The organism is Saccharothrix stipae (assembly GCF_054781895.1).
Map to the genome: position 1 here is coordinate 151577 of NZ_BAAGTN010000022.1, position 12938 is coordinate 164514.

Here is a 12938-nt window from a genome sequence, read left to right on the forward strand (position 1 = left end):
GAGGAGTGGTCATGAGCACCGTGACCTCGAAGGACGGCACCACGATCGGGTACACGCGGGTCGGCGACGGTCCGGCGGTGGTGTTGGTGGATCCGGCGTGTTGCTTCCGCGGCTCGGGGCCGATGCCCGCGCTGGCCGAGGCGTTGCGGGGGTATACCGCATACACCTACGACCGCCGGGGTCGTGGCGAGAGTGGCGACCGTCGACCGTATGCAATCGACCGCGAGGTCGAGGACCTGGCGGCGGTCGTGGACGCGGCCGGTGGATCGGCTTTTGTATACGGTTTCTCGTCCGGTGCGGTACTGGCCCTGCACGCGGCGGCGGCCGGGGTGCCGATCACCGCGTTGGCGCTGCTGGAGCCGCCGCTGTCGTTCGAGGAGCAGGTCGGGCCGGACGTGAGCGCCGAGATCGACGCCCTGGTGGCGGAGGGTCGGCGTGGTGACGCGATGAGCCGGTTCCACGTCGCGTGCGGCGTGCCGGAGGAGGTCACCGCGGGGATGCGGCGGTCACCGGCCTGGCCAGTACTGGAGGCGTTGGCCCACACCACCGCCTACGACCTGACGATCACCGGCACCGTCCCGGACCTGGCCTCGGTCGACGTGCCGACGCTCGTGCTGGACAGCGAGGGCAGCGACGAACGGCTGCGCGCCTGGGCCGACGGCGTCGCCGAACGCCTGCCGAACGCCCGGCGTCGCACCCTGGACGGCCGCTGGCACGACATCGCGCCGGACGTCCTCGCCCCCGTCCTCGCCGAGCACTTCCGCTGACCCGGCGGCCCCTCGGCGGCCTGAGCAATTCCGCTGACCGGCACCCCAGCCGATCCGGCACCCCAGCCGACCGGGCATTCCAGCCGACCGGGCATTCCAGCCGATCCGGCACCCAGCCGATCCGGCATACAGCCAACCGCGGACTTCAGCCGACCCGGCGCCCCAGCCGTCCGGGGGAGCTCAGCCGATCGCGTACCGCCTCACGCCGTCGTCCTCGTCGGCGGTCAGCACGCCGCGGTGGACCAGCACGTCGAGGTGGGCGGCCGTCTCGCCGGTCGCCAGCACCTGGTTGAACAGGTCCAACTCGGCGAACGTCCGGTTCCGCCGGGTCCAGCCCAGCCTGCGGGCGGTCTCGAAGGCGGTACCCGTGCCCGCGCGCACGGCATCCAGCGTGGCCGCCAGGCGGTCCTCGTGGTGGGCGAGCAGTTCGTCCACCCTGGCGTGGCTGGACTCGGTAACAGGCCCGTGCGCGGGCAGCAGCCGCAGGTCCGGGTAGTCGCGGACCAGGCGGAGCGAGTCGAGGTAGTCGCCCAGCGGCAGCGCGGGCCGGGCCGGTTCGAAGCCGATGGACGGCGTGATGTGCGGCAGCACGTGGTCGCCGGCGAACAGCAGCGACGCGTCGACGTCGATGAACACCACGTGCCCCCGGGTGTGGCCGGGGGTCGGCAGGACGCGCAGCACGCGCTTGTCCAGGGCCAGGTCGGTGGCGTGGAGCCACTCGTCCGGCTCCTCGTAGTCGCGCAACTCGGCCTCGCCGACCGACGCCACCACCGCGCGCCACCGTTCGGCCAGGTGCGGAGCGCCCCACGTGGCCAGGTCGCGGAAACCGTCCCGGCGACGGCCGATGACCTTGGCCAGGGACGGCTGCTCCCCCGCGCCCAGCGCGATCCTGGTGCCGAACCGGCGGCGCAGTGCCACGGCCATCGTGTAGTGGTCGCGGTGGACGTGGGTGACCAGGAAGCGGCGGACGTCCTCGAACCCGTGCCCGAGGGCGCCCAGCGCCGTTTCCAGCGCCGTCTCGCCCTCGTCGAGCGCCCAGCCCGAGTCGATCAGGACGAGGCCGTCACCATCGTCGATTGCATACACGTTGACTGTATGCAACCCATCGTTCGGCAGTGGCAGCGGTATTCTGTATACACCGGGTGCGACCTCGAAGACGCCGGGCTCTGTCCACTCCATCCCCGGATACTACTTGCCGGTAACCTCGGCTAGCTCGGGGTGCTTCTCCAGGTAGCCGCGCACGAACGGGCACTGGGCCACCACGGTCCGGCCTTTGGCACGCACGTCCTCCAGCGCCTGCCGGACGAGCGCGCTACCCAGACCCTTGCCCTCGATGGCGACCTCGGTGTGGGTGAACGTGACCACGCCGTCCACCGAGGTGTACTCGGCGAAGCCGCCGAGCTCGCCGTCCAGGCGCACCTCGTAGCGGGACAGCTCGGGGTTGTCGGACACGGACACCGCGGTCACATCGCACTCCTGACGCTCGGACGGGTTCTCGACCGGTGCCACCGTAGCCGTGCGGACAAGATCGGCGGATGGACGTCTACCTGCCGATGCTGGGCGACCACCTGCCCAACCCGCACACCGGCCGGGCGGTCACCGAGTGCGACCGGATGCGGGCGATCGTGGAGCAGGCCGTCGCGGCCGAGGAGGCGGGTTTCGTCGGGGTGGCGATCGGCGAGCACCACTTCACCCGGTACATCGTCTCGGCGCCCGAACTGTTGTTGGCCACGATCGCCGAGCGCACGTCCGGGTTGCGGCTGTCCACCGGGGTGACGCTGCCGGCGCACCACGCCCCCGTTCGGGTGGCGGAGAACCTGGCCACGCTGGACGTGCTGTCGCAGGGACGGGCGGAGCTGATCGTGGCGCGGGGCGTGTCGCAGCGGACCGACGTGGCGTTCGCGGTGCAGGAAGCACCGCAGTCCGCTGGAGGACGTCACGACGACTCCGCGTCCCGTGCAGCACCCCGGCCGTTGATGCTGCCCAGCACGTTGCGCGACCCGTGCACGCATCGACCGGTGGTGGAGCGCTACCGGGAGGCGATGGGCGAGCGGGGACGGGTGGCGTTGCGGTTGAACCGGCTGACCGAGCTGCTGAACCTGGACGCGCAACTGGTCATGGTCGACATCGGCGGTCTGCCGCACCGGGCGGTGCTCGACACGATCCGGCTGTTCAGCCGGGAGGTCCTGCCGAACCTGACCCCGTCACCGTCGGTCGCCCGTCGTGCCACGGACCCACCCCGCGCGTCCTGAGCGTTGAATTCGGGTGTTCTGAACGTAGGACTCGCGCGTTCTGGAGGTAGGACACGCGCGTTCTGGAGGGAGGACACGTGGGGATTGGAGGGAGGAGGCGGGGGTGGAGGTAGGAGGTGGGTGGGTTGGGTAACCCGGTGGGGTGAAGGAGGTCGACATGGTCCAGCCTCAGACGCCCGAACCGCGGCCCGTGCCCGTGCCGGAGCCGGTGCCCCAGCCGCCGGGGCCCGAGCCCTCGCCCGCTACCGAGCCGCCGATTCCGCCCACGCCGGAGCCGCCCACGCCGACGTGAGGGGTGGTGGTGCTCAGGGTGTTGTGATGACGAACAGCGCCCTGAGCACCACCGGTGGTCGTGATGCGCACTTCGAGAGCCGAGGCCGGTGCGAGGAGAAGCCGGTTGGTCAGATCGGGACCGGGGTGCTGGTCGGGTTGCGGCCGAAGCGGCGGGCCAGGGCGCGCAGGACCGGACCCCTGCCCGTGGTTGGGACGCTCCACAGGTCCGTGCCCGCCACGCCCCACCGCGACAGCAGGTGGTTGGCGGCGGCGAAGCCGGTGGTCGCGGCACGTTCCATCAACGCCACCGGCAGGTCGATCCGGACCAGGTCGCCGGCCAGGACCAGGCCGTCCACCGGCGTCCGCACGGTGGGCCGGCGGGCGAAGCCGCCGGGTGGGAACAGCGGGCAGTCGGCACGCAGCTCGTGCCGCGCGTCGACGACCCGTGCCGCGCGGGTCTCCGGGTAGACGGCGTGCAGTTGCGCCAACAGGCGGGCCTGGGCGTCGGCGGGATCCACGGCGGACGGCAAGGCGTAGCCGTGCAGTTCGACCACCGAGCCGCCGGTGCGGGTGGCCCACTCGCCGGCCTCGCGTTCGTAGCGGTCGAGCACCGAGACGTTGTCCAGCAGGTCGTAGCCGGTGGTGCCGAGGAACCCCGGCCGGTCGCGGCGCACCGGGCGGTCCAGCCAGTAGCGGGAGACCAGGAACGGCGGCGCGCACTCCAGGTTCGCGATGTCCGCGCGCCATTGCGGTGTGCCCAGATCCGACCCACCCACGACTCGGCGCAAGCCCTCGACGTCCAGGGCCATCACCACGGCGTCCGCTTCCAGCACCGAGTCCGGCAGGTGGAGGGTGAACCGCTCACCCGCGTCCACCCGCAGCACCGGCGTGCCGGTCCGCACGGTCACGCCGAGACCCGTCAGGTAACGGGCCAGCGGTTGCCATAGCACGTGCGGGAACGGGTCGGCGGGCACGTCGAACAGCAGGCCCTCGCTCGACCCGAGGAAGTAGATGTGGAACATGGTCGCGAGTTCGGCGGCGGACATCCGGCCGGGGTGGGCGAAGAAGCTGCGGGAGAACACCTCGAACGCCAACGCGTGCGCCGCCCGGGGGAAGCGGACGCGGTCCAGGTAGGTGGCGGCGTCCAGGTCGTCCAGGTCGTGGTAGGTGCGCGGCACGGAGACGTCCAGCAGCGGCAGGGCGGCACGGGCGTCCACGGCGGCCAGGTCGCGCCACGCGAACGCGGGGCTGCGCACCAGGAAACCGGCCGCGTTCCACGGCACCGCGCGCGGCAGCCCGGCGAAGCCCTCGCGGTGGCCACCGGCGCGCCACAGCGGGTAGTCCGGCAGCCCGACCAGGGCCGAGCCGTCCGGGTCGACCCGGGACAGCAGCGACCGCAGGTTGTAGTACTGGCGGAAGAACGCGTGGAAGCCGCGGGTCATGGTGGCGTGGCTGCCGTCGGCCAACCGCGTCGGCCAGCCGCCCACGCGGCCGCCGAGGTAGTCCTCCCGTTCGCACAGCACCACCCGCGCGCCGCGCTCGGCCAGGATCGTCGCCGCGGCCAACCCCGCGATCCCGCCACCGACGACCACCACGTCCCGCTCGCACGTCGGCCGCCCGGTCGGCCCCGGAACGCGCACCGCCTTGCGGTCCCGCCTCACGCGCGCCCCACGAACGTGTGCAGGATCCCCCGCTGCCACCCGGCGGCGGGAAGCACGCGGACGTCGGTGAACCCGTTGCGCCGCAGCCGGTGTCGCAACGCGCGGACGCCGTCGAAGTCGAGCACGCTGCGCCACAGGTACGTGTAGAGCGCCGGGGACCCGGTCACCACCACGCCACCGGGGATGACCACCGTCCAGCAGACGGCGGTCCAGACCGCGCCCGCCACCGGCGAGTCGCGCACCGAGTACTCGTGCGCCACGAACCTCGCCCGCGGCTTGAGCAGACCCCGGACCGCGGCGAGCACCGGGTCGGGGTCGGCCAGGTTGCGGACCAGGTAGGCGGCGAAGATCCCGTCGAACGGGCCGTGCGCGGTGAGGTCCTCGGCTCGGGCGTGCACGAACGACACGGTGTCCGGCCACGGTTTGCGGCGCGCCCGGTCGAGCATCCCGGCCGACGCGTCCACGCCGACGATCTCCGCCTTCGGCGCGACCGAGAGCAGCGCCGCGGTGGACGCGCCGGTGCCGCACCCGAGGTCGAGCAAGCGCTGTCCGGCACCATCGTGCGCGATGCCGAGCGCGGTGGCCGACCTGCGCAGCTCCCGGTGGTAGCCCGGGTTCGCGCCGACCAGCAGGTCGTAGCCGCGCGCCGCCGAGTCGAACGCGGCGGGCACCGCGTCCACCGCCAACCCGGTCATCGGGCCGCCGCCTTCCGGGCACGGGCGCGTTCCCACAGCAGCAGAGTCAGGGTGATCATCGAGAAGCCGAACAAGAAGTCCTCCACGGGGATGTCCCACGGCACGCGCAGCCCGCTGATCGCGGTGGGCGCGTAGATGACGACGGGCGCGCTCAGCTTGGTCAACCAGCCGTCGACCGGCACCTGGAACGCGAACACGATCGCCATGGTCAGCCAGTAGGCGGGACGGCGGAACAGGCCGGTGCGCAGCAGGAGCAGTTCGGCGGCGACCGTCAGCCCGACCGACGCCACCGCGGCGATCAGGTATTCCGGACCCACCGCGCGCCCTCCACCCGGGGCACGACCACGGCGCCCACCGCCTCGTAGGTCAGCAGCGCGCACAGCGGGATCACCAGGAAGAACAACGCCTCCTCCACCGGCATCCCGCCCGGCAGGACGAACCCCAGCGTGAACCGCTCGCTGAACGTCCAGTGCCCGCGCGCGATGGCCACCAGGTCCCACGCGCCGAACAGCACCACCACCGGCAGCACCGCGCGGGCCAACGCGTCGAACCGCCGGTACACGCCCGCGCCCAGGTACTCCAGCGGCGCGGTCAACAAGAGGCAGACGACGAGCACCGACAGGTACTCCCACCGATCGTCCATGCGGTTCACCGTAAGGCGGGTGGCAGCGGTCCGCATGACAGCGGCGGCTCAGGGCAGCACGAGGTCCACTTCGGACTCGCGGCGCGGCCGACCGCCGTCGGCCGCGGAGGTGGACTCGGAGGTGACCGCGGACGTGAACGCCGAGGCGAACACCGAGGTGAACGCCTCCTCGCCCAACGCCGAGCGGCAGGTCGCGGTGATCCGGTCGACGTCGCCGCGCTCACCGGTCGGCAGCGGCGCCCCGACCCGCTCGCGCAGCGCGGCGGCGGCGCCGAGCAGCCGTGCCGCCCGCTCGTGGTCGCCGGACAGGGCTTCCGCGCCGGCGAGCCCCTCGAACGCCAGCGCCACCGAACGCGGGTCGGCCGCCTTGCGCGCCGCCGCCAACCCCTCCAGGTGCAGGGCGCGGGCGGCGTCGGCGTCACCGCGTTGTTCGGCGATGAAGCCCAGCTCGGCGACGATGAGGGCGACCGCGATGTCGGACTCCAGCCGCCGGTCGTACACCAGCCACTTGCGCAACAACGCCTCGGCCTGGTCGAACCGCCCCTGCCGCCGCGCGCCCAACGCCAGGCCGAGCTCGGCGAACTCCTCGCCGACCGTGTAGCCCTGCGCGACGGCCTGCTCGCGGGCGCACTCGTGCAGCTCGTCGGCCTGCTCGTGGTCGCCGGTCAGCAGCGCGATCCGGCCGAGCGCGGACAGCTTGTCGGACACCTCGGTGCTCAAGCCCAGCTCCTCGGCGATCCGCAGGCCTTCGCGGTGCAGCCGGGCCGCGCGGTCGTAGTCGCCGACGACCTCGGCGTGCGTGCCGAGCCCGAACGTCGCGTGCAGCTGCCCCCACCGGTCGCCGACCTCGGTGAACAGGGCCATGCTGCGCTCGCCGTGCTCGGCCATCGCGTCCAGGTCGCTGCGCGCCAACGCGTACCGCGCGAGCGTGCCCAGCGCGGCGGCCGTGCCCCACCGGTCGCCCTGGCCCTGGAACACCGCCAGCGCGGAGGCGACCAGGTCGTGGCCGACGCTCAGCTCACCGATGCCCAGACCGGCGAACCCGAGGAACCACTCGGCCCGCGCCCGCCGTGCCGCGTCCTCCGGTCCGGTCGGACGGGTCGCCGGTGGCGGCACCAGCCCGGACGCCACGCCCATGAGCAGGCTGAACGCGGCGTGCCACACCTGGACCGTGCCCGCCACGTCGCTGGGACCGCCGGCGGCCAACGCCGCGGTCAGCGCCCGGCGCCCCTCGCCGAGGCGCCCGCGCAGCACCCAGTACCACGCCAACGACTCGACCACCGGCAGCGCTTCGCCGTCGCGGGCGGCGTGGTCGAGCGCGGCGCGCAGGTTGGCGGCCTCGGCGTCGAGCAGGCGCAGCCACTCGGACTGCCGCGGTCCGCGCAGGTGCGGGTCGGCGGTCGCGGCGAGCCGCGCGTAGTGGTCGCGGTGCCGCCGCTCGACGTCGGCGACCTCGTCCGCACCGCCCGTCTCGCGCAGTTTCGCCGCGCCGTACGCGGCGACCGACTCCAGCAGCCGGTACCGGGGCGGGTCGACCCCGGTGGTCGTGACCAGGGAGCGGTCCACCAGGCGGGCCACCAGGTCCGGCACGTCGAGGCCGTCGCCGCCCGCCACGGCTTCCGCCGCGCCCAACGTCCAGCCGTCCACGTGCACGGACAGCCGGCGCAGCACGACCTGCTCGGCCTCGGTCAGCAGGTCCCAGCTCCAGTCGAGCACCGCCCGCAGGGTCCGCTGCCGGGCGGGCGCGCCGCTGTGCCCGGCGGTCAGCACGCGGAACCGGTCGTCCAGCCGCGCCAGGACCTCGTGCACGCCCCACGCGCGGACCCTGGTGGCGGCGAGTTCGAGGGCCAGCGGGATGCCGTCGAGCCGGCGGCAGATCGCCGCGACGGCCTCGGCGTTGTCCTGGCGGAGGGTGAAGCCGGGCGAGCCGGCCGCCGCGCGGGCCACGAACAGCTCGACGGCGCTGGGCTCGGCCAACGTCGGCACGTGCCACAGCAGCTCCCCCGCCACGCCGAGCGGGCGTTGGCTGGTGGCCAGCACCCGCAGCCCCGGCGCCGCCCGCAGCAGCCCGGCGGCCAGCTCCGCCGCGGCCGGTGCGACGTGCTCGCAGTTGTCCAGCAGGAGCAGCATCCGCTTGGCCCGCACCGCCTCGGCCAGCTTGCCCGCCAGGTCCGACGCCACGCAGTCGCGGATGCCCGCGTTCGCCGCGACCAGCGCGGCCACCTCGTCCGGCGGCGCGCCCGCCGGCAGCGCGGCCAGCTCGACCAGCCACGTGCCGTCCGGGAACCCGCCCACCAGGTCCCGCGCCACGGCCAGGGCGAGCCGCGTCTTGCCCACGCCGCCGGGTCCGGTGAGGGTGACCAGCCGGTCCGCCGCGAGCAGCGACCGCACCTCGCCGACGTCGGCGTCCCGGCCGACCAGGTCGCCGAGCGGGTGCGGCAGGTTCGTCGGCGGCTCCACCGCGCCGCCGAGGGACGGGTCCTGGTCGAGCATCGCCCGGTGCAGCGCGACCAGGCGCGGGCCGGGCTCGACGCCGAGTTCCGCGACCAGCCCGGCGCGCAGGTCGCGGTAGCCCGCCAACGCCTCGCTCTGCCGACCGGCCTGGTAGAGGGCGCGCAGGTGGGCGGCCCGGAGGCGTTCGCGCAGCGGGTGCCGGGCGACCAGGTCGCCGAGCTCGTCGGCCAGCACGCCGGGCTCACCGAACTCCAGCCGCGCCTCGGCGCGCTGCTCCCACGCGGTGAGGCGCAGCTCGACCAGCCGGGCGGTGACCTCGCGGGCGAACTCCTCGTCGGCGAAGTCGGCCAGCACCGGTCCGCGCCACAGCGCCAGCGCGTCATCGAGCAGCGCGACCCGGGTGCGCGGATCGCCGGTCGCCCGGGTCACGAGCGCTTCGAACCGGCCGGCGTCCACCGCGTCCGGTGCGACGTCGAGCAGGTAGCCGGGCGGGCGTGAGACGACCAGCCGCCGCGCGCCCGGCTCGGCCTCGTCCAGCGCGGCGCGCAGCTGGGAGACCCTGGTCTGCAACGCGCCGGCGGGGTTCGCGGGCAGGCGGTCGCCCCAGAGCCGGTCGATCAACCGGTCGGCGGGCACCACGCGGCCCGCGGCGACGGCCAACTGGGCGAGCAGCGCGCGGACCTTCAGCTCGGGAACGCGGACGGGGCGGTCGTCGGACGTCCACGCCGCGAGCGGGCCGAGCACCCCGAAACGCACGGTCGAACCGTACCCGAAGGGCGTCCGAAGTCGATCTGGACGGTTCCTGGAGCCGCGGCGGACAGCGTGGGTCGCAGACGGGCGGGACCAACCGCCCGAGCGGTTCGAGCAAAGGGAAAGAAACACCATGTCTGTCGATGTCGGTGACCGGGCCGGGACCAGGGAATGGCTCGGACTCGCGGTGCTGCTGCTGCCGACCGCGTTGCTGTTCCTGGCCATGACCGTGCTGTTCCTGGCCACCCCGCACATCGCCGCCGACCTGCGGCCGAGCAGCGACCAGCTGCTGTGGGTCAACGACGTGTACGGGTTCGTGATGGCGGGGCTGCTGGTGGCGATGGGCACCGTCGGGGACCGGGTCGGCCGGCGCCGGGTGCTGCTGTTCGGCGCGGTGACGTTCGGCGTGGCCTCGGTGCTGGCCGCGTTCGCGCCGAACGCCGAGCTGCTGATCGGGGCGCGGGCGTTGATGGGCGTCGGCGCGGCGGCCGTGATGCCGTCGACGCTGTCGCTGGTCAGCACCATGTTCCGGAACGCGCGGCAGCGGGCGACGGCGATCGGGCTGTGGGCCGCGTCGGTGTCGGTCGGCGTCGCGGTCGGCCCGCTGGTCGGCGGGCTGCTGCTGGAGTCGTTCTGGTGGGGCGCGGCGCTGCTGATCGGCGTGCCCGTGATGGCGCTCGTGGTGGTCGTGGCGCCGCTGTCGGTGCCGGAGTACCGCGCTCCCGGCGTCGGGCTGCCGGACGTGCCGAGCGTGCTGCTGTCCATGGCCGCGCTGCTGCCATTCGTCTACGGGATCAAGGAGTTCTCCAAGGTCGGGCCGACCGCGACGGCGGTCGTGGCGGTGGTCGCCGGTGTCGCGTTCGCGGTGGTGTTCGCCCGCCGTCAGCTCCGGCTCGACAGCCCGCTGCTGGACGTGCGGCTGTTCGCGAACCGGACGTTCAGCGGCGCGTTGGGCGTGTTCCTGCTGTCCGCGATCGCGCTCGGCGGCATCTACCTGCTGTTCACCCAGTACCTCCAGCTGGTGGCCGGGCTGTCGCCGTTGGCCGCGGGGTTGTGGATCCTGCCGGCGGCGCTGGCGCTGGTGGCGGTGTCGACGCTGTCGCCGATGCTGGCGCGACGGGTGCGGCCGGCGTACGTGGTGGCGGGCGGCGCGGTGTTCTCGGTGGCCGGGTACCTGGTGCTGACCCAGGTCGAGAGCGTGGCCGGGCTGCCGCTGCTGATCACCGGGTTCTACCTGCTCTACCCCGGTATCGCGCCGACGATGGCGTTGACCACCACGCTGGTGATCACGGCCGCGCCGCCGGAGAAGGCGGGCGCCGCGTCGGCGGTCAACACCACCGCCAGCGACCTGGGCGTCTCGCTCGGCATCGCGTTGATGGGCAGCATCGGCACGGCCGTGTACCACGCGGCGATGCCGTCCGGGGTGCCCGCCGAGGCCGCGGACTCGCTGCCGGGCGCGTTGGCCGCCGCCGCGGCGCTGCCCGCCGACGCGGCGCGGGAGTTGGTGCAACCGGCGCGGGAGGCGTTCACCAACGGGCTCAACGTCGCCGCGGTGGTGGCGGCGGCGCTGGTCGCGGGGGCGGCCGTGCTCGCGCTGACCGTGCTGCGGCGCGTGCCGCCGACGGCCGTGCCTGCGGACGAGCCCGAGGTGGCGGTGTCCGCCTGATCAGGTCGGTGCCGGGGACGCGGACTGCCGCGTCCCCGGCTTTCCGGTGCGGCCGACCGGTGCCCGGTGATCGGGGACGGCGCGGTTCGACGAGCGCCCGTTCCGCTCCGGGCGGTCGTGCGCGCGTGGAATGATCGGTCGGGTGGAATCCGACAAGTTGGTGGTCGCCGTGGCGCAGCACGCGCCCGTGCCCGGTGACGTCGCGGAGAACGCCCGCCGTGCGGCCAGGGCGGTCGCCGATGCGGCGGGCGCGAGGTTGCTGCTGTTCCCGCTGCTGTCGTTGACCGGCTACGACCTGGACCGCTTCGCCGACTCGACGTGCTGGGTGACCTCGGACGACCCGCGCCTGGACGTCGTCCGCGAGGCGAGCCGGGCCCACGGGGTGACGGTGGTGGTCGGCGGGGCGTGGCTGGGGCCGGACGGGCGGCGGTTGCTGGCGTCTCTGGCGCTGTCGCCGGACGGCGCGGTCGAGGTGGTCGGCAAGCACTACCTGAGCCGGGCCGAGCGGGAGGTGTTCGAGCCGGGTGAGTCGTTCCCCGTGCTGGACGTCGACGGGTGGCGGGTGGCTCCGGCGGTCTGCTACGACGCGGCGGCGCCCGAGCACGCGGTGGAGGTGGCGCGGCGGGGCGTGGACGTCTACGCGGTGTCGGCGTTGTACACCGAGGGGCAGGAGCGGCGCCTGGACGTCCACCCGGCGGCCCGTGCGCTGGACCACCGGATGTACGTGCTGGTGGCGAACCTGGCGGGCGCGGGTCCGGGTTGGCGGTCGTGCGGCGGGAGCGGGGTGTGGCACCCGGACGGTCGGCTGGTGGCGCGGGCGGGCACCGGGCCGCGGGTGGTGACGGCCCGGTTGGCGCGGGCGGAACTCGACCGGTTGCGTGCGGCCGACGTCGTGGCCGGGTATCGGGGGTAGGGCGTGGGAGTGCTGGACGGCAAGGCCGTGATCGTGACCGGCGCGGGTCGCGGGTTGGGTGAGGCGTACGCGCGGCACGCGGCGGCGTCGGGTGCGCGGGTGGTGGTGAACGACGTCTCGGGTGCGGCGGAGGTCGTGGCGTCGATCGTGGCGGCGGGCGGTGAGGCGGTGGCGCACACCGGGTCGGTGACCGATCCCGCGGTCGCGTCGGCGCTGGTGGAGTTGTGCGCGTCGGCGTTCGGGCGGGTCGACGGCCTGGTGAACAACGCGGGCGTCACGCACTTCGCCGAGCCGTGGGACGACGAGCCGGACGTGCTGCGGTCGGTGGTCGAGGTGAACGTGCTGGGCACGATGTACTGCGGCACGGCGGCGGCGAAGGTCATGCGGGGCGGCTCGATCGTGAACGTCGTGTCGGGCGCGATGCTGGGCCGCGCCGGCGCCGCCGCGTACTCGGCGTCCAAGGGTGCGGTGGCGTCGTTGACCTTGTCGTGGGCGGGCTCGCTGGCGGCGCGGGGCGTGCGGGTCAACGCCATCGCACCCCTGGCGTGGACCCCGATGATGGACCTCGACCCGCGAGCCGAGCAGATCAGCTCACCTGATCAGACACCGGATTTGATGGCGCCTTTGGTGACGTACCTGCTCAGCGACCGGTCCGAACACGTGACCAGCCAACTGATCCGCTTCCTGCCGGACAAGCTGCACGTGATCTCGCAGTACGCCGTGAAGCAGCCGGTCCTGACCCGGGAATCCTGGGACCTCGACTCCATCGCCGCCGCGTTCGAAACCGACCTGACCACCGAACCCCCGGGCCGCGTCCGGTGGCAGGTATGACTTCGCGCGATTCCTCGGGCCGTCTGCTCGAGT

The 12938-nt window shown here is 73.9% G+C and carries 13 protein-coding genes; 6 read left to right on the forward strand and 7 right to left on the reverse strand.

The window, feature by feature from the left end:
* Positions 1–11: 11 nt before the first annotated feature.
* On the forward strand, positions 12–767 hold the full coding sequence (locus ACYVLT_RS35700; RefSeq protein WP_461124576.1) for an alpha/beta fold hydrolase: 756 nt from the start codon (positions 12–14) through the stop codon (positions 765–767).
* Positions 768–947: 180 nt separating this feature from the next.
* On the opposite strand, the gene ACYVLT_RS35705 is transcribed toward ACYVLT_RS35700, so the two are convergent.
* Both ACYVLT_RS35705 and ACYVLT_RS35710 read right to left on the reverse strand, forming a co-directional pair.
* On the reverse strand, positions 948–1946 hold the full coding sequence (locus tag ACYVLT_RS35705) for an MBL fold metallo-hydrolase (RefSeq protein WP_461124577.1): 999 nt from the start codon (positions 1944–1946) through the stop codon (positions 948–950).
* Between the two features lie 9 nt (positions 1947–1955).
* Positions 1956–2234, reverse strand: coding sequence for a GNAT family N-acetyltransferase (locus ACYVLT_RS35710; protein ID WP_461124578.1), 279 nt, complete (start codon positions 2232–2234; stop codon positions 1956–1958).
* A gap of 68 nt (positions 2235–2302) precedes the next feature.
* Here ACYVLT_RS35710 and ACYVLT_RS35715 point away from each other — a divergent pair, with 68 nt between their 5' ends.
* Together ACYVLT_RS35715 and ACYVLT_RS35720 are read left to right on the forward strand one after the other, a co-directional pair.
* On the forward strand, positions 2303–3019 hold the full coding sequence (locus tag ACYVLT_RS35715) for an LLM class flavin-dependent oxidoreductase (protein ID WP_461124579.1): 717 nt from the start codon (positions 2303–2305) through the stop codon (positions 3017–3019).
* A 157-nt stretch (positions 3020–3176) separates the two neighbouring features.
* Complete coding sequence (locus ACYVLT_RS35720) at positions 3177–3311, forward strand: hypothetical protein (protein ID WP_461124580.1); 135 nt, start codon at positions 3177–3179, stop codon at positions 3309–3311.
* Between the two features lie 109 nt (positions 3312–3420).
* Here the strand turns inward: ACYVLT_RS35720 and ACYVLT_RS35725 are convergent, their stop codons facing one another.
* The 5 genes from ACYVLT_RS35725 to ACYVLT_RS35745 are packed head-to-tail and all read right to left on the reverse strand — an operon-like array spanning position 3421 to position 9501.
* A complete protein-coding gene (locus ACYVLT_RS35725; RefSeq protein WP_461124581.1) occupies positions 3421–4953 on the reverse strand; it encodes an FAD-dependent oxidoreductase in 1533 nt (510 codons plus the stop codon).
* Positions 4950–5648 (reverse strand): class I SAM-dependent methyltransferase, encoded by a 699-nt coding sequence (locus tag ACYVLT_RS35730; RefSeq protein ID WP_461124582.1) that lies wholly within the window; start codon positions 5646–5648, stop codon positions 4950–4952. The genes ACYVLT_RS35725 and ACYVLT_RS35730 overlap by 4 nt, the downstream gene beginning before the upstream one ends.
* Positions 5645–5965 (reverse strand): lycopene cyclase domain-containing protein, encoded by a 321-nt coding sequence (locus ACYVLT_RS35735; protein WP_461124583.1) that lies wholly within the window; start codon positions 5963–5965, stop codon positions 5645–5647. The genes ACYVLT_RS35730 and ACYVLT_RS35735 overlap by 4 nt, the downstream gene beginning before the upstream one ends.
* Complete coding sequence (locus ACYVLT_RS35740) at positions 5947–6291, reverse strand: lycopene cyclase domain-containing protein (protein WP_461124584.1); 345 nt, start codon at positions 6289–6291, stop codon at positions 5947–5949. Before ACYVLT_RS35740 ends, ACYVLT_RS35735 begins: the two co-directional genes overlap by 19 nt.
* Before the next feature lie 48 nt (positions 6292–6339).
* Complete coding sequence (locus ACYVLT_RS35745) at positions 6340–9501, reverse strand: BTAD domain-containing putative transcriptional regulator (RefSeq protein WP_461124585.1); 3162 nt, start codon at positions 9499–9501, stop codon at positions 6340–6342.
* Positions 9502–9628: 127 nt separating this feature from the next.
* Between ACYVLT_RS35745 and ACYVLT_RS35750 the strand changes: the two genes are divergently transcribed.
* From ACYVLT_RS35750 to ACYVLT_RS35760, 3 genes are all read left to right on the forward strand, one after another.
* Positions 9629–11161: an MFS transporter gene (locus ACYVLT_RS35750; protein WP_461124586.1), complete on the forward strand. Its 1533-nt coding sequence runs from the start codon at positions 9629–9631 to the stop codon at positions 11159–11161.
* A 142-nt stretch (positions 11162–11303) separates the two neighbouring features.
* Positions 11304–12074, forward strand: coding sequence for a carbon-nitrogen hydrolase family protein (locus ACYVLT_RS35755; protein WP_461124587.1), 771 nt, complete (start codon positions 11304–11306; stop codon positions 12072–12074).
* Between the two features lie 3 nt (positions 12075–12077).
* On the forward strand, positions 12078–12905 hold the full coding sequence (locus ACYVLT_RS35760; RefSeq protein WP_461124588.1) for an SDR family NAD(P)-dependent oxidoreductase: 828 nt from the start codon (positions 12078–12080) through the stop codon (positions 12903–12905).
* Positions 12906–12938 lie beyond the last annotated feature (33 nt).

Coding starts and splice junctions, on each gene's coding strand:
- ACYVLT_RS35700 (WP_461124576.1), top strand. CDS start 12: ATGAGCACCGTGACCTCGAAGGACGGCACCACGATCGGGTACACGCGG.
- ACYVLT_RS35705 (WP_461124577.1), bottom strand. CDS start 1,946: ATGGAGTGGACAGAGCCCGGCGTCTTCGAGGTCGCACCCGGTGTATAC.
- ACYVLT_RS35715 (WP_461124579.1), top strand. CDS start 2,303: ATGGACGTCTACCTGCCGATGCTGGGCGACCACCTGCCCAACCCGCAC.
- ACYVLT_RS35720 (WP_461124580.1), top strand. CDS start 3,177: ATGGTCCAGCCTCAGACGCCCGAACCGCGGCCCGTGCCCGTGCCGGAG.
- ACYVLT_RS35730 (WP_461124582.1), bottom strand. CDS start 5,648: ATGACCGGGTTGGCGGTGGACGCGGTGCCCGCCGCGTTCGACTCGGCG.
- ACYVLT_RS35740 (WP_461124584.1), bottom strand. CDS start 6,291: ATGGACGATCGGTGGGAGTACCTGTCGGTGCTCGTCGTCTGCCTCTTG.
- ACYVLT_RS35750 (WP_461124586.1), top strand. CDS start 9,629: ATGTCTGTCGATGTCGGTGACCGGGCCGGGACCAGGGAATGGCTCGGA.